The organism is Pseudomonas sp. UBA6753 (genome assembly GCF_002453565.1).
In the GTDB taxonomy this organism is placed as follows: domain Bacteria; phylum Pseudomonadota; class Gammaproteobacteria; order Pseudomonadales; family Pseudomonadaceae; genus Aquipseudomonas; species Aquipseudomonas putida_Z.
Genome location: NZ_DKHD01000058.1, coordinates 19,280 through 38,273 on the forward strand (window position 1 = coordinate 19,280; position 18,994 = coordinate 38,273).

The window sequence follows — 18,994 nt, forward strand, 5'->3', positions numbered from 1 at the left end:
TCATGACAGAGTTGGCGCGGTTGAAGTTCTATGCCACTCAGCCCCACTCCTGCAGCTACCTGCCCGACGAACAGGCAACCACACTGTTCCTCGACCCCAGCCAGCCGATGGACGTGCACGTGTACGCCGATTTGTCGGAAATGGGCTTCCGCCGCAGTGGCGACCACCTGTACCGCCCGCATTGCCAGAACTGCAATGCCTGCGTGCCGGCACGCATCCCGGCGGCACGCTTCATCCCCAACCGCCAGCAACGGCGCATCCTCAAGCGCAACGCCGACCTGACCGTGACCGCCGCACGCCCGGCGTTCAAGGAAGAGTACTTCGAGCTGTACCGGCGCTATATCGAAACGCGCCACGCCGACGGTGACATGTACCCGCCCAGCCGCGACCAGTTCTCCACCTTCCTGGTGCGCGACCTGCCGTTCTGCTGGTTCTACGAGTTCCGCCTGGAAGGCCGCCTGATGGCGGTAGCGGTATGCGACCTGCTGCCCAACGGCCTGTCAGCGGTGTACACCTTCTACGAGCCGGACGAAGAACGCCGCAGCCTGGGCCGCTTCGCCATCCTCTGGCAGATCACCGAAGCCCTGCGCCAGGACCTGGAGGCGGTTTACCTGGGTTACTGGATCAAGAACTGCAAGAAAATGAACTACAAGACGCAGTATCGGCCTATCGAACTGTTGATAAATCAGCGCTGGGTCACCCTCAACTGAAAGGCATTGGCTTGACACACAGTTTTCGGGCATAATCCACGCCACTTTTTTGCCCGGTGCGGTTATGCGTCGGGCCAACACTGGATCCGAGGGCTCTACTGCATGTCGAAAGAAGACAGCTTCGAAATGGAAGGTACTGTCGTCGACACCCTGCCCAACACCATGTTCCGCGTGGAGTTGGAAAACGGGCACGTCGTAACCGCGCACATCTCCGGAAAGATGCGCAAGAACTACATCCGTATTCTCACTGGCGACAAGGTCCGCGTCGAACTGACGCCCTACGACCTGAGCAAGGGCCGCATCACCTACCGTGCGCGCTAAGCTCAAGCCATGAAAAAGCCCGGCCATGTGCCGGGCTTTTTTGTGCCTTCAGGATTGCAGGGGCTGCTTTGCAGCCCTTCGCGGGCACGCCCGCCCCCACAGGTAATAGCTATCCCCTGTGGGAGCGGGCGTGCCCGCGAAAGGCCGCAAAGCGGCCCCATCTATCAAGCAACCTCAGCCGTGGTCTCGAAGTCGAACACCAGCTCGCCATCGCGCAGGTCAACGTGCACCACGCCACCATGCTCGGCCAGTTCGCCAAACAGGATCTCCTCGGCCAGCGGCCGCTTGATCTTGTCCTGGATCAGCCGCGCCATCGGCCGCGCCCCCATCTGCACATCGTAGCCCGAGGCCGCCAGCCAGCCGCGTGCATCATCGCTGACTTCCAGCAACACTCGCTTGTCTTCCAGCTGCGCCTGCAGTTCGATAAGGAACTTGTCGACGATGCTCTTGATCGTCTCGTGGCTCAGGCGGCCGAACTGGATGATGGTGTCCAGGCGGTTGCGGAACTCCGGCGTGAAGCTCTTGCGGATGACTTCCATGGCATCGGACGCATGGTCCTGATGAGTAAAGCCGATCGAGGCCCGCGCGGCGGTTTCTGCGCCAGCGTTGGTGGTCATGATCAGGATCACGTTGCGGAAGTCGGCCTTGCGCCCGTTGTTGTCGGTCAGGGTGCCGTGGTCCATCACCTGCAGCAGCAGGTTGAAGACTTCCGGGTGGGCCTTCTCGATTTCGTCGAGCAGCAATACGCAGTGCGGTTGCTTGGTGATCGCCTCGGTCAGCAAACCACCCTGGTCGAAGCCAACATAGCCAGGAGGCGCACCGATCAGGCGCGACACGGTGTGGCGCTCCATGTACTCGGACATGTCGAAGCGCACCAGCTCCACGCCCAGCGCCTTGGCCAGCTGCCGTGCTGCTTCGGTCTTGCCGACGCCGGTCGGGCCGGCGAACAGGAACGAACCGACAGGCTTGTCCGGCGACTTGAGGCCGGCGCGGGACAGCTTGATGGCGGTGGCCAGCGAATCGATCGCCTGGTCCTGACCAAATACGGTCAACTTCAGGTCACGCTCGAGGTTGCGCAGCAGTTCCTTGTCGGAACTGGTGACGTGCTTCGGCGGAATCCGCGCGATCTTGGCGACGATGTCTTCGACCTGCGGCACGTCGATGCGCTTGACGCGGTTGGCCTCCGGCTGCAGGCGCTGGTAGGCACCGGCTTCGTCGATCACGTCGATGGCCTTGTCCGGCATGTGCCGGTCATTGATGTAGCGCGAGGCCAGTTCAGCGGCGGCGCGCAAGGCTTCGTCGCTGTACTCGATGTTGTGGTGGCTTTCGAAGCGGCCTTTCAGGCCACGCAGGATGCCCACGGTGTCTTCGACCGACGGCTCGCTGACATCGACCTTCTGGAAGCGCCGCGCCAGGGCACGGTCCTTCTCGAAAATGCCGCGGAATTCCTGGAAGGTGGTCGAACCGATGCAACGGATCTCACCGGACGACAGCAGCGGCTTGAGCAGGTTGGACGCATCCATCACCCCGCCCGACGCCGCACCGGCACCAATGATGGTGTGGATTTCGTCGATGAACAGGATCGCCTGCGGGCGCTTGCGCAGCTCGCCGAGCAGCGCCTTGAAGCGCTTCTCGAAATCGCCACGGTATTTGGTACCCGCCAGCAGTGCGCCGAGATCGAGGGAATACACCACGCTCTGCGCCAGCAGGTCGGGCACTTGGCCATCGACGATGCGCTTGGCCAAGCCTTCGGCGATGGCGGTCTTGCCCACGCCTGCCTCACCCACCAGCAACGGGTTGTTCTTGCGCCGACGGGCAAGGATTTGCGCCACGCGCTCAACTTCCTGCTCGCGGCCTACCAGCGGGTCGATACGGCCGGCACGGGCCAGTTCGTTCAGGTTGCTGGCATAGGCATCCAGCGGGTTGCTCGAAGAGGCGGTATCGCCGCCCTCTTCATCCTGCATTTCCTGGTCGTTTTCGGAATGCGGACCATGGCCCGGCACCTTGGAGATGCCATGGGCGATGTAGTTGACCACGTCGATGCGGGCCACGCTCTGCTGCTTGAGCAGGAACACGGCCTGGCTTTCCTGTTCGCTGAAGATCGCCACCAGCACGTTGGCGCCAGTGACTTCACGCTTGCCGGAGCTTTGCACGTGGAACACGGCACGCTGCAGTACACGCTGGAAGCCCAGGGTCGGCTGGGTTTCGCGATCTTCATCGTTGACCGGGATCAGGGGTGTGGTGGAATCGATGAACTCTTGCAGGTCGTGCTTGAGTTTGTCGAGATTGGCGCCACAGGCGCGCAGAACGGTCGCGGCAGCCTCATTGTCAAGGAGTGCCAGCAGCAGATGTTCGACGGTCATGAACTCATGACGCTTCGAACGAGCCTCCTTGAAGGCAAGATTGAGGGTGACTTCGAGCTCGCGGTTTAACATAGCTTCACCTCATACCCAAGTGGTCGGCGATTAACCGTCCTTCTCGATTTCACAGAGTAGCGGATGCTGGCTTTCCCTGGCGTATTGGTTGACCTGCATAGCCTTTGTTTCGGCGATGTCACGGGTAAACAATCCGCACACTGCCCGCCCTTCGGTATGGACGGTCAGCATGATCTTGGTCGCCAGCTCGCGGTTCAGATTGAAGAACGTCTCGAGCACTTCGACGACGAAATCCATCGGCGTGTAGTCATCGTTGAACAAAACCACCTTGTACATCGGTGGCGCCTGCAGGATCGGCTTGGCTTCCTGAACTGCAAGACCCGAGCCGTCGTCCTCATTCGATTGCGGGCGATCCTGATTGAATGTTAGTCGAATCTCACTAGGTGCATGCATGGAAAGAATTTCATCATGAGCGACAGGTTAAGGTTGTGGGTTGACTGCGAAGGGCACGGCCAGCGCAGGCGCCGGGCGACCTTGACTATCGGCAAAACGGTGTTACAACCAATAAGAACCCACCGTGGTCGATAAAGATCCGCGCAGTCAACCAGATTTTTCGCATGGTTCGTATGCGGATGAAGTGGATGATACTCCAGTGATGGAGTCCTTTGCAGAGGGACATAGGGATGGCAAGCGGTAAAGTCAAGTGGTTCAACAATGCCAAGGGCTACGGATTCATCAATGAAGAGGGCAAGACCGACGACTTGTTCGCTCATTATTCAGCCATCCAGATGGACGGGTACAAGACGCTCAAGGCCGGCCAGGCCGTGAGCTTCGACATCGTCCAGGGCCCCAAAGGCCTGCACGCGGTGAATATCAGCAGCGCCACTGCCGCCGCGGCCGCCAGGGCTCCGCACACCAGCAGCACTGCCGACGCCTGAACTGCCGCGCCGCCTGCCGGTACACGAAAAAACCGGCCGCCTCCTGACTGGAAGCGGCCGGTTTTCCGTTGCCTTACATATGCTTGATCATTTCATCGCCAAAGCCTGAACTGCTCACCAGCCTGGCGCCGTCCATCAGGCGTTCGAAGTCATAGGTCACGGTCTTGGCAGCAATCGCGCCATTGGTACCCTTGATGATCAGGTCCGCCGCCTCGGTCCAGCCCATGTGCCGCAGCATCATCTCCGCCGACAGGATCACCGAACCCGGGTTGACCTTGTCCTGCCCGGCATACTTGGGCGCGGTGCCGTGGGTGGCCTCGAACATGGCCACGGTGTCGGACAGGTTGGCACCCGGCGCAATGCCGATACCGCCCACTTCCGCCGCCAGGGCATCGGACAGGTAGTCACCGTTGAGGTTGAGGGTGGCGATCACGTCGTACTCGGCCGGGCGCAGCAGGATCTGCTGCAGCATGGCGTCGGCGATGGCGTCCTTGACGATGACCTCACGGCCGCTCTTGGGGTTCTTGAACTTCATCCATGGGCCACCATCGAGCAGCTCGGCCCCGAACTCGTCGCGCGCCACTTCATAGCCCCAGTCCTTGAAGGCACCCTCGGTGAACTTCATGATGTTGCCCTTGTGCACCAGGGTCAGCGACTCGCGGTCGTTGTCCACCACGTACTGCAGCGCCTTGCGCACCAGGCGCTTGGTGCCTTCCTTCGACACCGGCTTGACGCCAATGCCACAGTCCTGGTCGAAGCGGATCTTGGTAACGCCCATTTCCTCCTTGAGGAACTTGATCACCTTGTTCGCCTCGGGCGAACCGGCCTTCCACTCGATGCCGGCATAGATGTCCTCGGAGTTCTCGCGGAAGATCACCATGTCCACATCGCCGGGTTTTTTCACCGGGCTGGGCACGCCCTGGAACCACAGCACCGGGCGCAGGCACACGTACAGGTCCAGTTGCTGACGCAAGGCCACGTTGAGCGAACGGATACCGCCGCCCACCGGGGTGGTCAGCGGCCCCTTGATCGACACCACGTAATCACGTACGGCATCGAGGGTTTCCTGGGGCAGCCAGGTGTCCTGGTCGTACACCTGGGTGGCTTTTTCGCCGGCGTACACCTCCATCCAGGCGATCTTGCGTTTGCCGCCGTAGGCCTTCTGCACGGCGGCGTCGACCACTTTTATCATTACCGGCGAGACATCGACGCCAATCCCGTCGCCCTCGATATAAGGAATAATCGGGTTGTCAGGAACGTTGAGCGAATGGTCTGCATTGACGGTGATCTTCGCGCCGTCGGTCGGAACCTTGATTTTCTGGTATCCCATGCTTGCACTACTCCGCTGTCGGGTGTGATTGGACATCATGCGATCCACTGAGCCTAAACCACATCTGCCGACCTGCAAGCTGTGGGAGCGGCGGTGCGGCGACCCGACGCGCCCGCGAAGGATGCACCGCCGATGCTGCGGCATTTCGCCACATTGCCGCTTAGTCTTTGGTCTTATAAATGGGCCGATATCACTTGGCCTTGCTGATTAGCCCGAATGGTTTGGTATACTCCGCCGCGACCGAAGGGTCATCGGGGCGATCCCTTGGAAAAATGCGGACCGCCCTTGGCCATGAATGGACACAAAGCCTGGCCACGAAGCCTGGACTGTTACCGCAGCCCAGCACTTGACGCTCGACTGATGCATCCACCATCACCGCTCGCAGCCTCTCGACTTTCCGCTCATGGCGTTGCCAGGGCGATGCGCCTACCCTGCGCACCACGAGACTCGAGCACGCTCAGCACACAGAGAGTTAACCCGCATGCCCACCCGTTCCAAGATCATCTATACCTTCACCGACGAAGCCCCCGCCCTCGCCACTTACTCGCTGCTGCCGATCATCGAAGCCTTCACCGCTTCGGCTGACATCGCCGTCGAAACCCGCGACATCTCCCTGGCTGGCCGCATCCTCGCCGCCTTCCCGGAGCAACTGGGCGCAGAGAAGCAAGTAGGCGATCACCTGGCGGAACTGGGCCAGCTGGCTACCACCCCTGAAGCCAACATCATCAAGCTGCCGAACATCAGCGCCTCGGTACCGCAGCTGAAAGCCGCGATCAAGGAACTGCAGGGCAAGGGCTTCAACATCCCTGACTACGCCGACGAGCCGGCCACCGCGGAAGAGAAAGAATCCCGCGCCCGCTACGACCGCATCAAAGGTTCCGCCGTGAACCCGGTCCTGCGCGAAGGCAACTCCGATCGCCGCGCGCCGCTGTCGGTCAAGAACTACGCCCGCAAGCACCCGCACAAGATGGGCGCCTGGGCTGCCGACTCCAAGTCGCACGTTGCCCACATGACCCAGGGCGACTTCTACGGCAGCGAGAAAGCCGCACTGATCGAGGCTGACGACAGCCTGCGCATCGAGCTGGTCGGCAAAGACGGCAACACCACCGTACTGAAAGAAAAGACTGCGGTAAAAGCTGCCGAAGTCATCGACTGCGCCACCATGAGCCGCAAGGCCCTGAAAGCCTTCATCGCCGAGCAGATCGCCGATGCCAAGGCTTCCGGCGTGCTGCTGTCGGTACACCTGAAAGCCACCATGATGAAGGTCTCCGACCCGATCATGTTCGGCGTCATCGTCGAAGAGTTCTACAACGACGTGCTGGCCAAGCACGCCGCCGCCCTGGCTGAAGTAGGCTTCAACGCCAACAACGGCATCGGCGACCTGTACGCCCGCATCAAGGACCTGCCAGCCGAGAAGCAGGCCGAGATCGAAGCCGACATCCAGGCCCTGTACGCCCAGCGTCCGGCCCTGGCCATGGTCAACTCCGACAAAGGCATCACCAACCTGCACGTGCCGAGCGACGTCATCGTCGACGCCTCGATGCCGGCCATGATCCGTGACTCGGGCAAGATGTGGAACGCCGCCGGCGAACTGCAGGATGCCAAGGCGATCATCCCGGACCGCTGCTACGCCGGCATCTACCAGGCCACCATCGAAGACTGCAAGGCCAACGGCGCCTTCGACCCGACCACCATGGGCAGCGTACCGAACGTCGGCCTGATGGCACAGAAGGCCGAAGAGTACGGCTCCCACGACAAGACCTTCCAGATCAAGGCCGACGGCGTCGTGCGCGTGGTCGACAGCAAAGGCCAGGTCGTTCTCGAGCAGAACGTCGAAGCCGGCGACATCTTCCGCATGTGCCAGGTCAAGGACGCGCCGATCCAGGACTGGGTCAAGCTGGCCGTCAACCGCGCCCGCCTGAGCAACACCCCAGCAGTGTTCTGGCTGGACCCGGCCCGCGCCCACGACGGCGTGATGATCGAGAAGGTGCAGAAGTACCTGAAGGATCACGACACCTCCGGCCTGGACATCCGCATCCTGGCACCGGTCGACGCCATCAAGTTCTCCCTGGCCCGCATCCGCGAAGGCAAGGACACCATCTCGGTGACCGGCAACGTGCTGCGTGACTACCTGACCGACCTGTTCCCGATCATGGAACTGGGCACCAGCGCCAAGATGCTGTCGATCGTGCCGCTGATGAGCGGTGGCGGCCTGTTCGAAACCGGCGCCGGCGGTTCGGCACCGAAGCACGTGCAGCAGCTGGTGGAAGAGAACTTCCTGCGTTGGGACTCGCTGGGTGAATTCCTGGCCCTGGCCGCTTCCCTGGAGCACCTGGGCAACACCTACGACAACCCGCGCGCCAAAGTGCTGGCCAACACCCTGGACCAGGCCACCGGCAAGTTCCTCGACACCAACAAGTCGCCTTCGCGCAAAGTCGGTGGTATCGACAACCGCGGCAGCCACTTCTACCTGACCCTGTACTGGGCCCAGGCCCTGGCTGCGCAGAACGACGACGCTGCCCTGCAGGCACGCTTCGCACCACTGGCCAAGACCCTGACCGAGAACGAGGAGACCATCGTCGCCGAGCTCAACGCCGTCCAGGGCAAGCCGGCCGACATCGGTGGCTACTACGCCCCGGATGCCGAGCTGACCGCCAAGGTGATGCGCCCAAGCCAGACCCTGAACAGCGCCATTGCCGCCCTGTAAGGTTCGCTTGAAGTAACAGCACAAACCCCGGCCACGCACCGGGGTTTGTGCTTTCTGGCCCCCGGGGCTGCTTTGCAGCCCTTCGCGGGCACGCCCGCTCCCACAGGAAAAGTGCTTTCAGTCAGGCTGGCGCACCACTTGTGGGAGCGGGCGTGCCCGCGAAGGGCCGCAAAGCGGCCCCCTCAATCGACAAGGACACAGCAATGACCTGGCAACCCCACATCACCGTCGCCACCATCGTCGAACACGAAGGCAAGTTCCTCTTCGTCGAAGAGTTCAAAGCCAACCAGCACGTCTTCAACCAGCCCGCCGGCCACCTCGAACCCAGCGAGACCCTGCCCCAGGCCGCCCTGCGCGAAACCCTCGAAGAAACCGCCTGGGAAGTCGAGCTCACCGGCGTGGTCGGCATCTACCTGTACACCGCCCCAAGCAACGGCGTGACCTACCAGCGCATCTGCTTCGCCGCCCGCCCCGTGCGCCATCACGCCGACCTGGCACTGGACAGCGACATCGTCCGCGCCGTGTGGCTGACCCGCGACGAACTGCTGGCCGACCCCGCCCGCTGGCGCAGCGAGCTGGTACCACGCTGCCTCGACGACTACCTGAAAGGCCCCTTGCACAGCCTCGACCTGCTGCGCGACTGACGCGCCGCCGCAGGTTTGATAGAATCGGCGTTTTTCCCCCTTGATACACACCGGTAACCATGACCAGCCCAGCACACAAAGACCCCGCCAAGACCCGCGTTATCGTCGGCATGTCCGGCGGCGTGGACTCTTCCGTCTCCGCCCTTCTGCTCATGGAGCAGGGCTATCAGGTGGAAGGGCTGTTCATGAAGAACTGGGAAGAAGACGACGGCACCGAATACTGCACCGCCCGTGAAGACCTGGCCGACGCCCAGGCCGTGTGCGACCGCATCGGCATCAAGTTGCACACCGCCAACTTCGCCGCCGAATACTGGGACAACGTGTTCGAGCACTTCCTCGAAGAGTACAAGGCCGGCCGCACGCCCAACCCGGACATCCTCTGCAACCGCGAAATCAAGTTCAAGGCGTTCCTTGACTACGCCCTGTCGCTGGGTGCCGACCTGATCGCCACCGGCCACTACGTGCGCCGTCGCGACACCGGCGAGCTCACCGAACTGCTCAAGGGCCTGGACCCGAACAAGGACCAGAGCTACTTCCTGCACGCCGTTGGCGGCAAGGAAATCGCCCGCACCCTGTTCCCGGTTGGCGAGCTGGAAAAGCCCGAAGTACGCGCCATTGCCGAAAAGCACGGCCTGGCCACCGCCAAGAAGAAGGACTCCACCGGCATCTGCTTCATCGGCGAGCGCCGCTTCAGCGACTTCCTCAAGCAATACCTGCCGGCCCAGCCGGGCAACATCGAGACCACCGACGGTGAAGTGATCGGCCGCCACCACGGCCTGATGTACCACACCATCGGCCAGCGCCAGGGCCTGGGCATTGGCGGCCTGAAGGACGCCGGTGACGAGCCGTGGTACGTGCTGCACAAGGACCTGACCCGCAACGTGCTGGTGGTCGGCCAGGGCAATGAACACCCGTGGTTGTTCTCCCGCGCCCTGCTCGCTTCGGAAATTTTCTGGGTCAACCCGGTCGACCTCGGCAGCCCGCGCCAGCTCACCGCCAAGGTGCGCTACCGCCAGAGCGACCAGCAGTGCACCCTGGAACTGACCGAAAGCGGTTACCGTGCGGTGTTCGACGAACCGCAACGTGCCGTTACCCCGGGCCAGTCGGTGGTGTTCTACGACGGCGAAGTGTGCCTGGGCGGCGGCGTGATCGAAGCCGCCGAGCCGTGGAGCCCGCGCGCATGAGCAACCTGCAGGAGCAGCTGATTGCGTTGGGCGGTGTGTTCCAGGCCGCCGTACTGGTCGACCGCATCGCCCGCACCGGCCAGGCCAGCGAGGCCAACATCGGCTGCATGCTCGGCAGCCTGCTGGTCCGCGACCCCAAGGACACCCTGGAGGTGTTCGGCGGTGACGACCTGAACCTGCGCGACGGCTATCGCGCGCTGGTCGGCGCGCTGGAGCGCGACCCCAGCAGCCTGCAGCGCGAGCCGCTGCGCTACGCCCTGTCGATGCTGGGCCTGGAGCGCCAGTTGAACAAGCGCGGCGACCTGCTCGACACCATCGGCAACCGCCTGCCGCAAATCCAGTCCCAGGCCGAGCATTTCGGCCTGGTTCATGAAAACGTCATCGCTTCCAGTGGAGCCTTGTACCAGGACACCCTGAGCACTTTGCGCCAGCGCATCCAGGTACATGGCGACATGCGCTTCCTGCAGCAGGCCAGCAACGCCTCGAAGATCCGCGCCCTGCTGCTGGCCGGCATCCGCGCCGCACGCCTGTGGCGCCAGCTGGGCGGGCACCGCTGGCAGCTGGTATTCAGCCGGCGCAAGCTGTTGAACGAACTGTACGACATGATGCGCAGCCCCTCCTGACAGGGGCTGACAGTTCCGGCCTCATCGCCGGCAAGCCAGCTCCCACAGGATACGCACTGTGCTCAAGACCGGTGCAGTACCTGTGGGAGCTGGCTTGCCGGCGATAGGGCCAGAACAGGCAATGCACAATGCACAGCTGATTTATGGCCCGACCTTTGGTCAGCCACCCGACCTGAGCGCATTTTTCATGTATGATATGCGCCCTTCCAAAAGCCTGACTGTCCGAGAACACCCCATGCAGCTTTCTTCGCTCACTGCGGTTTCCCCTGTAGACGGCCGTTATGCCGGCAAAACCCAGGCCTTGCGCCCCATTTTCAGCGAATTCGGCCTGATCCGTTTCCGCGCCCTGGTCGAAGTGCGCTGGCTGCAGCGCCTGGCCGCCCACCCGCAGATCGGCGAAGTGCCGGCGTTCTCCGCCGAAGCCAACGCCCTGCTGGACAGCCTGGCCACCGACTTCAAGCTCGAGCACGCCGAACGCGTCAAGGAAATCGAGCGCACCACCAACCACGACGTCAAGGCGATCGAATACCTCCTCAAGGAGCAGGCCGCCAAGCTGCCTGAGCTGGCCAAGGTCAGCGAGTTCATCCACTTCGCCTGCACCAGCGAGGACATCAACAACCTGTCCCACGCCCTGATGCTGCGCGCCGGCCGTGACGAAGTGCTGCTGCCGCTGATGCGCCAGATCGCCGACGCCATCCGCGCCCTGGCCCACGCCCACGCCGACGTGCCGATGCTGTCGCGCACCCACGGCCAGCCGGCTTCGCCGACCACCCTGGGCAAGGAACTGGCCAACGTCGTGTACCGCCTGGAGCGCCAGATCGCCCAGGTTGCCGCCGTACCGCTGCTGGGCAAGATCAACGGTGCCGTGGGCAACTACAACGCCCACCTGTCGGCCTACTCGCAGATCGACTGGGAGCAGAACGCCCGCGCCTTCATCGAAGACGAGCTGGGCCTGCAGTTCAACCCGTACACCACCCAGATCGAGCCGCACGACTACATCGCCGAGCTGTTCGACGCCATTGCCCGCTTCAACACCATCCTGATCGACTTCGATCGCGATGTGTGGGGCTACATTTCGCTGGGCTACTTCAAGCAGAAGACCGTTGCCGGTGAAATCGGCTCGTCGACCATGCCGCACAAGGTCAACCCGATCGACTTCGAAAACTCCGAAGGCAACCTGGGTATCGCCAACGCGCTGTTCCAGCACCTGGCCAGCAAGCTGCCGATCTCGCGCTGGCAGCGTGACCTGACCGACTCCACCGTGCTGCGCAACCTGGGCGTGGGCTTTGCCCACAGCGTCATCGCCTACGAAGCCAGCCTGAAAGGCATCGGCAAGCTGGAAGTCAACGAAGCCCGCATCGCCGCCGACCTGGACGCCTGCTGGGAAGTGCTGGCCGAGCCGATCCAGACCGTGATGCGCCGCTTCAACATCGAAAACCCCTACGAGAAGCTCAAAGAGCTGACCCGTGGCAAGGGCATCACCCCGGAAGCGCTGCTGACCTTCATCGACGGCCTGGACATGCCAGCCGAAGCCAAGGCCGAGCTCAAGCAGCTGACCCCTGCTACTTACATCGGCAACGCGGCAGCACAGGCCAAACGCATCTAAGCTGACCGTCGCGTTCAACGCCCGGCCTGGCCGGGCGTTTTTATTCCCGAACGAAAATTACATTTTTTCAATAGGTTGAACATGAATCCTGATACTCCACTGCAGCTGCTGGGCGGCATCTCGGCCCGCGAATTCATGCGCGACTACTGGCAGAAGAAGCCGCTGCTGGTGCGCCAGGCCTTCCCGGACTTCATCAGCCCGATCGACCCCGACGAGCTGGCCGGCCTGGCCCTGGAAGAGGAAGTAGAGTCGCGTATCGTACTCGAGCACGGCGCGCACCCGTGGGAGCTGCGCCGCGGCCCGTTCACCGAAGATACCTTTGCCGAGCTGCCGGAAAAGGACTGGACCCTGCTGGTGCAGGCCGTGGACCAGTTCGTCCCGGAAGTAGCCGAACTGCTGGAAAACTTCCGCTTCCTGCCCAGCTGGCGCATCGATGACGTGATGATCAGCTTCGCCGCCCCCGGTGGCAGCGTCGGCCCGCACTTCGACAACTACGACGTGTTCCTGCTGCAGGGCCACGGCCAGCGCAACTGGAAAATCGGCCAGATGTGCAGCAGCGACAGCTCGCTGCTGGAGCACGCCGACCTGCGCATCCTCGCCGACTTCGAGCAGAGCGATGAGTGGACCCTGGAGCCGGGCGACATGCTTTACCTGCCACCACGCCTGGCCCACTACGGCGTGGCCGTGGACGACTGCCTGACCTATTCGGTAGGCTTCCGCGCGCCAAGCGCCGCTGAAGTGCTGACCCACTTCACCGATTTCCTCGGCCAGTTCCTGCCCGACGAAGAACGCTACAGCGACGCCGATGCCCAGCCGGTCAGCGACCCGCACCAGATCCAGCACGACGCCCTCGACCGCCTCAAGGCGCTGCTCGACAAGCACATGGGCGACAAAGACCTGCTGCTGACCTGGTTCGGCCAGTTCATGACCGAGCCACGCTACCCCGAGCAGATCGTCGGTGAAGAGCTGTCCGAGGAAGAGCTGATCGATGCCCTGGAACAAGGCGCCATCCTGATCCGCAACCCGAGCGCCCGCCTGGCCTGGTCGGAGTTCGAAGAAGACCTGCTGCTGTTCGCCAGCGGCCGCAGCTGCCCGCTGCCGGGCAAACTGCGCGAGCTGCTGAAGCTGGTTTGCGCGGCCGACGCCCTGCACATCGACAACCTGGGCGAATGGCTGCAGGATGAAGATGGCCTTATGCTGGTACAGCAGCTGGTCAAACAAGGAAGCCTGGGATTCGCCAATGAATAAGATTCGTGTGCGCCTCGCCGACTGGCACAAGGACAACGCCGACATCCGCCGCATCCGCGAAGCGGTGTTCATTGCCGAACAGCACGTGCCGCCGGAGCTGGAGTGGGACTCGGATGACCCGACCGCCGCGCACTTCCTGGCCCTGGAAGGCGACTACCCGATCGGCACCGCGCGCCTGCTGCCTGACGGCACCATCGGCCGGGTCTCGGTACTGAAGGACTGGCGCGGGCTGAAGGTGGGTGACGCGCTGATGAACGCGGTGATTGTCGAAGCACAGAACCGCGACCTGAAGCAGCAGATGCTCAGCGCCCAGGTGCACGCCACGCCGTTCTACGAGCGGCTGGGCTTTCGCGTAGTCAGCGAAGAGTTCCTCGAAGCCGGCATCCCGCACGTGGACATGGTGCGCGACTCGCGCGCCTGATCCCTGTACCGGCCTCTTCGCGGGCTTGCCCGCTCCCACAAGGACCCCACAGATATTGAATGCTGTGCAGTACCTGTGGGAGCGGGCAAGCCCGCGAAGAGGCCGGCACAGCAAAATACATCTTCCCTGACAAAAACCTGTACATCCATCCAGATAAAACTTGCCTCCGCGCCCTCTCTTGCGCATCCTATCGCCCATCACCCCCGATGAAGCGTCCCCGGCCATGCGCCTGTTCCTCTGCGAAAAACCCTCCCAGGCAAAAGACATCGCCAAAGTGCTCGGCGCCAACCGCAAGGGCGATGGCTGCTGGCAAGGCACCGACGTCTGCGTGACCTGGTGCATCGGCCACCTGCTGGAAACCGCCCCGCCCGACAGCTACGACGAACGCTACAAGCGCTGGAACCTGGCCGATCTGCCGATCATCCCGGAAAAGTGGAAGATGCTGGTCAAGCCCAAGACCGCCAGCCAGTTCAAGGCGGTCAAGCGCCTGCTCGGCGAAGCGCGCGAACTGGTGATCGCCACCGACGCCGACCGCGAAGGCGAAATGATCGCCCGCGAACTGGTCGAGCATTGCCGCTACCGCGGCCCGGTGCAGCGCCTGTGGCTGTCGGCACTGGATGACGCGTCCATTCGCAAGGCCCTGGCGCGGCTGCTGCCGGGCCACGAAACCTTCAACCTGTACCACTCGGCGCTGGGCCGTTCGCGCGCAGACTGGCTGATCGGCATGAACATGAGCCGGCTGTTCACCCTGCTGGGCCGCCAGTCGGGCTATCAGGGCGTGCTGCCGGTGGGCCGGGTGCAAACGCCCACCTTGCGCCTGGTGGTCGACCGCGACCGCAGCATCGCCGACTTCGTGCCGGTACCGTTCTGGGCCATCGACGTGCAGCTCGAACACGCAGGCTTTGGCTTCAACGCCCAGTGGCGCGCCCCCGAGGACGCCTGCGACGACCAGGGCCGCTGCCTGAACCAGGCCCTGGCGCAGCAGGCTGCCGCCGACATCGGCAATGCGGGTACTGCCCGGGCCGTGAAGGTGACCACCGAGCGCGTGCGTGAGGCGGCACCCCTGCCCTTCGACCTTGGCACCCTGCAGGAGCTGTGCTCGAAAAAGTTCGGCCTCGGCGCCCAGGAAACCCTCGACATCGCCCAGGCCCTGTACGAAACCCACAAGCTGATCACCTACCCGCGCAGCGACTGCGGCTACCTGCCGCAAAGCCAGCACGCCGAAGCGCCAGCCATCCTCGCTGCCCTGCAACGGGCCGATGCCAGCCTGGCGCCGCTGCAGCCCTACCTGGAGCCGCAACGCCGCTCACGCGCGTGGAACGACGCCAAGGTCAGCGCCCACCACGGCATCATCCCCACCGCCGCCGCCAGCGACCCGTCGCGCCTGCCAGCCAAGCACAAGGCGGTGTACACCCTGATCCGCGCCCGCTACCTGGCGCAGTTCCTGCCCAACCACGAGTACGACCGCACCCAGGCCGACTTCGACTGCGCCGGCCATGCCCTGCGTGCCGTAGGCAAGCAGATCGTCGAACCGGGCTGGCGCCGTGCGCTGCCCGAGGCGCTGACCCCGGCCAAGGGCCGCGAGGCACCACCGGCCCAGGTGCTGCCGGCGCTGCGCGAAGGCCAGGACTGCACAGTGCAGGGCCTGCAACTGAAAGACCTGTGGACCCAGCCGCCCAAGCCGTTTACCGAAGGCGACCTGATCAAGGCAATGAAGAACGTGGCCAAGCTGGTGGACGACCCGCGGTTGAAGCAGAAGCTGAAGGAAACCACCGGTATCGGCACCGAAGCCACCCGCGCCAGCATCATCCAGGGCCTGCTTGACCGCGGCTACCTGGTGAAGAACGGCAAAGCGCTGTCCGCCACCCCTGCGGCCTTCAGCCTGATCGACGCCGTGCCACGCGCCATCGCCGACCCAGGCACCACGGCTATCTGGGAGCAAGCGCTGGACATGGTGCAGAGTGGCGAGATGACGCTGGAGGAGTTCGTCGCCCGGCAGTCGGCATGGATGGGCAAGCTGGTCGAACGGTGCAGCGGCATGCGCATGACCATCAGCGGGCCGGCAGCCGGGGCTGCGCCGCCGTGGAAGAAGAAGCGTCGGGGGAGTGGGAAGAGTAAAGCGGCGGGAAGCAAGGCTGCCAGCAAGCCGCGGCAGCCTCGGAGAAAGGCGGCAACCTGAAGTTTTTGCACTATTAGGTCCGGCCTCTTCGCGGGCACGCCCGCTCCTACAGGCCTTCACTTGCCAGGCACAGGTTTGAAAACTGTGAGGTCCCTGTGGGAGCGGGCGTGCCCGCGAAGAGGCCGGTACCGGCAACACAAAAACCCAGGCACACCATAAACCCGACCAACATACTGGCACCATGAATTTTTCATGCTAAATTTTCATGAAAATAATCAAAACAAATTTCATGAGACCCCTGCATGTTCAAACAATCCGCCCAGCACGTCGCCAGCTACTACGCCCAGACCTACCCCGCCAGCATTCCCCTGCACCCTCCCCTGCAAGGCAGCCACGACACCGAAGTCCTGATCATTGGCGCCGGCTTCAGCGGCCTGCATACCGCCTTATGCCTGACCCAGGCCGGCAAGCGCGTAACGCTGCTGGAAGCCAGCCGCGTGGCCTGGGCCGCGTCCGGCCGCAACGGCGGCCAGGCACTGCTCGGCTGGTCGTGCGACATGCCGCCGCTGGAAAAGGCCTTGGGCGTCGAACGCACCCAACGCTTATGGGCCAGCATGTGCTGGGCCGCCGATGAAATGCGCGAACTGCCCGAGCGCCATGGCTTCGACATCGACTACCGGCTGGGCAGCCTGTGGACCGCCGTGCTGCCGCGCCGGGTGAAGATGCTGGAAGAAGCCCTGCATGAGGCCGAACACAAATGGGGCTACGACGCCCTGCGCCTGATCGGCCGCGACGAGCTGCCGCAATGGATCGACAGCCCGCGCTACCAGGCCGCGCTATACGACGCCAAAGGCGCCCACCTCAACCCGCTGAAGCTGGCCCAGGGCCTGGCCAGCACCATCGAGGCGGCTGGCGGGCGGATCTACGAACAGAGCCAGGTGCTCGACTACCAGAAAGCCGGCGATGGCTATGTGGCCCGTACCGACCGCGGCGAAGTACGCTGCCAGGTGCTGGTGCTGGCCTGCAACGCCTACATCGACCGCCTCGACCGCAACCTGTCGCGCCGCCTGTTGCCGGTTGGCTCCTATCAGGTAGCCACCGCACCGCTGGATGCCGACTTCGCCCAATCGCTACTGCCGCGCAACAGTTGCGTGATCGACAACCAGTTCGTGCCCGACTATTTCCGCCTCACCCCGGACCATCGCCTGCTGTTCGGCGGCGGCTGCACCTACCTGGGTGGTATTCCCAAAGATGTCGCCAGCGCTACCCGCCCCTACCTGGAGCGGGTATTCCCGCAGCTGGCCGGGGTGGCCATCGACTACGCCTGGGGCGGCCATATCGACTGCAGCATCCAGCGCACCCCGGATGTCGGTCGCGAGGGCCAGCGCTACTGGCTGCAGGGTTTCTCTGGCCATGGCGTGCTGCCTACACTGGCGGCGGCGCGGGCGGTCAGCGATGCCATTCTTGGCGACGACGACCTGCTGACGCTGTACCAAGGCATCGACAACGGCCGCTTCCCCGGCGGAGACATGCTGGCAGCACCGCTGGAAGCTGCAGCCAAGGCCTGGTACCGGATGCGCGACCGCGTCTGATTAGTTGACACAACTCCCCTGTGGGAGCGGGCATGCCCGCGAAACAAGCGTCGCGATGGATGGCACCGGCTTCGCCGGTGTTCGCGGGCACGCCCGCTCCCACAGGGGACCGTGCAAATCCGCACCCATAATCTCCAGTGCCAAGCCAAATCCCTCCTATTCTCAATAGCTCCCTTCGCTTCCTGCACACAGGAGACCCGACCATGAGCTATGTAACCACGAAGGATGGCGTACAGATCTTCTACAAGGACTGGGGCCCGCGTGACGCGCCGGTCATTCACTTCCACCACGGCTGGCCGCTCAGCGCCGACGACTGGGATGCCCAGTTGCTGTTCTTCCTCGCCCATGGTTACCGCGTGGTCGCCCACGACCGTCGCGGCCATGGCCGCTCCAGCCAGGTATGGGACGGCCACGACATGGACCACTACGCCGACGATGTGGCGGCGGTCGTCGCTCACCTGGGCATCCAGGGCGCCGTGCATGTCGGCCACTCGACCGGTGGCGGTGAAGTGGTGCGCTACATGGCCCGGCACCCAGAAGACAAGGTGGCCAAGGCCGTGCTGATCGCCGCCGTACCGCCACTGATGGTGCAGACGCCCGCTAATCCCGGTGGCCTGCCCAAATCGGTGTTCGACGGTTTCCAGGCCCAGGTCGCCAGCAACCGTGCGCAGTTCTACCGGGATGTACCGGCCGGGCCGTTCTACGGCTACAACCGCCCCGGTGCAGAAGCCAGCGAAGGCATCATCGGCAACTGGTGGCGCCAAGGCATGATTGGCAGTGCCAAGGCCCATTACGATGGCATCGTGGCGTTTTCCCAGACCGACTTCACCGAAGACCTGAAGGGCATCACCCAGCCGGTGCTGGTGATGCACGGCGACGATGACCAGATCGTGCCGTATGAAAATTCCGGGGTGCTGTCGGCGAAGCTACTGCCTAACGGCACACTCAAGACCTACAAAGGCTACCCGCATGGCATGCCGACCACCCATGCCGATGTGATCAATGCGGATTTGCTGGCGTTTATCCGTAGCTGATGTGATGGCCTGTACCGCCCCTTTCGCGGGCGCGCCCGCTCCCACAGGTACTGCACAGGTATCGAAATGTGCAGGTAACCTGTGGGAGCGGGCATGCCCGCGAAAGGGCCGGCACTGGCAACACACCTCCCCCAGGATTACC

16 protein-coding genes are annotated in these 18,994 nt (G+C 63.4%); 13 read left to right on the forward strand and 3 right to left on the reverse strand.

The annotated features are described in order from the left end of the window. The first annotated feature begins 2 nt into the window (after positions 1–2). Together B2790_RS22360 and infA are read left to right on the forward strand one after the other, a co-directional pair. Entirely contained in the window at positions 3–710 is a 708-nt protein-coding gene (locus B2790_RS22360) for an arginyltransferase (RefSeq protein ID WP_013973288.1), read from the forward strand. 102 nt (positions 711–812) lie between these two features. Then, on the forward strand, positions 813–1,031 hold the full coding sequence (infA, locus tag B2790_RS22365) for a translation initiation factor IF-1 (RefSeq protein ID WP_002553999.1): 219 nt from the start codon (positions 813–815) through the stop codon (positions 1,029–1,031). A 164-nt stretch (positions 1,032–1,195) separates the two neighbouring features. On the opposite strand, the gene clpA is transcribed toward infA, so the two are convergent. Together clpA and clpS are read right to left on the reverse strand one after the other, a co-directional pair. Beyond that, positions 1,196–3,466 (reverse strand): ATP-dependent Clp protease ATP-binding subunit ClpA, encoded by a 2,271-nt coding sequence (gene clpA, locus B2790_RS22370; protein WP_025339774.1) that lies wholly within the window; start codon positions 3,464–3,466, stop codon positions 1,196–1,198. 30 nt (positions 3,467–3,496) lie between these two features. Then, positions 3,497–3,859, reverse strand: coding sequence for an ATP-dependent Clp protease adapter ClpS (gene clpS / locus B2790_RS22375; RefSeq protein ID WP_013973290.1), 363 nt, complete (start codon positions 3,857–3,859; stop codon positions 3,497–3,499). 230 nt (positions 3,860–4,089) lie between these two features. Between clpS and cspD the strand changes: the two genes are divergently transcribed. Further along, positions 4,090–4,344: a cold shock domain-containing protein CspD gene (cspD, locus tag B2790_RS22380; protein ID WP_025339775.1), complete on the forward strand. Its 255-nt coding sequence runs from the start codon at positions 4,090–4,092 to the stop codon at positions 4,342–4,344. A 73-nt stretch (positions 4,345–4,417) separates the two neighbouring features. Here cspD and icd read toward each other — a convergent pair whose 3' ends face one another. Next, entirely contained in the window at positions 4,418–5,674 is a 1,257-nt protein-coding gene (gene icd, locus B2790_RS22385; RefSeq protein ID WP_025339776.1) for an NADP-dependent isocitrate dehydrogenase, read from the reverse strand. A gap of 481 nt (positions 5,675–6,155) precedes the next feature. Between icd and B2790_RS22390 the strand changes: the two genes are divergently transcribed. The 10 genes from B2790_RS22390 to B2790_RS22435 all read left to right on the forward strand — a co-directional run bounded on the left by B2790_RS22390 (position 6,156) and on the right by B2790_RS22435 (position 18,852). Continuing rightward, positions 6,156–8,381, forward strand: a complete 2,226-nt coding sequence (locus B2790_RS22390) for an NADP-dependent isocitrate dehydrogenase (RefSeq protein ID WP_085664675.1) — start codon at positions 6,156–6,158, stop codon at positions 8,379–8,381. 203 nt (positions 8,382–8,584) lie between these two features. Continuing rightward, positions 8,585–9,025 carry an NUDIX hydrolase gene (locus B2790_RS22395; protein ID WP_286919788.1) on the forward strand — a complete coding sequence of 147 codons (441 nt, stop codon included), beginning with the start codon at positions 8,585–8,587 and terminating at the stop codon, positions 9,023–9,025. A gap of 59 nt (positions 9,026–9,084) precedes the next feature. Beyond that, entirely contained in the window at positions 9,085–10,209 is a 1,125-nt protein-coding gene (gene mnmA / locus B2790_RS22400) for a tRNA 2-thiouridine(34) synthase MnmA (protein WP_286919789.1), read from the forward strand. After that, positions 10,206–10,832, forward strand: a complete 627-nt coding sequence (hflD, locus tag B2790_RS22405; protein WP_015270973.1) for a high frequency lysogenization protein HflD — start codon at positions 10,206–10,208, stop codon at positions 10,830–10,832. Before mnmA ends, hflD begins: the two co-directional genes overlap by 4 nt. A gap of 235 nt (positions 10,833–11,067) precedes the next feature. Beyond that, positions 11,068–12,438 (forward strand): adenylosuccinate lyase, encoded by a 1,371-nt coding sequence (gene purB / locus B2790_RS22410; RefSeq protein ID WP_013973297.1) that lies wholly within the window; start codon positions 11,068–11,070, stop codon positions 12,436–12,438. 81 nt (positions 12,439–12,519) lie between these two features. Beyond that, the gene (locus tag B2790_RS22415) at positions 12,520–13,686 is read left to right on the forward strand and encodes a cupin domain-containing protein (protein ID WP_013973298.1); all 1,167 of its coding nucleotides are present in this window, start codon (positions 12,520–12,522) and stop codon (positions 13,684–13,686) included. Continuing rightward, positions 13,679–14,107, forward strand: coding sequence for a GNAT family N-acetyltransferase (locus B2790_RS22420; protein ID WP_003258855.1), 429 nt, complete (start codon positions 13,679–13,681; stop codon positions 14,105–14,107). Before B2790_RS22415 ends, B2790_RS22420 begins: the two co-directional genes overlap by 8 nt. Before the next feature lie 223 nt (positions 14,108–14,330). Continuing rightward, entirely contained in the window at positions 14,331–16,286 is a 1,956-nt protein-coding gene (locus B2790_RS22425; RefSeq protein ID WP_286919790.1) for a DNA topoisomerase III, read from the forward strand. 242 nt (positions 16,287–16,528) lie between these two features. Continuing rightward, entirely contained in the window at positions 16,529–17,818 is a 1,290-nt protein-coding gene (locus B2790_RS22430) for an NAD(P)/FAD-dependent oxidoreductase (protein WP_286919791.1), read from the forward strand. Between the two features lie 203 nt (positions 17,819–18,021). Further along, on the forward strand, positions 18,022–18,852 hold the full coding sequence (locus B2790_RS22435) for an alpha/beta fold hydrolase (protein WP_075045649.1): 831 nt from the start codon (positions 18,022–18,024) through the stop codon (positions 18,850–18,852). The last annotated feature ends 142 nt before the right edge of the window (positions 18,853–18,994 follow it).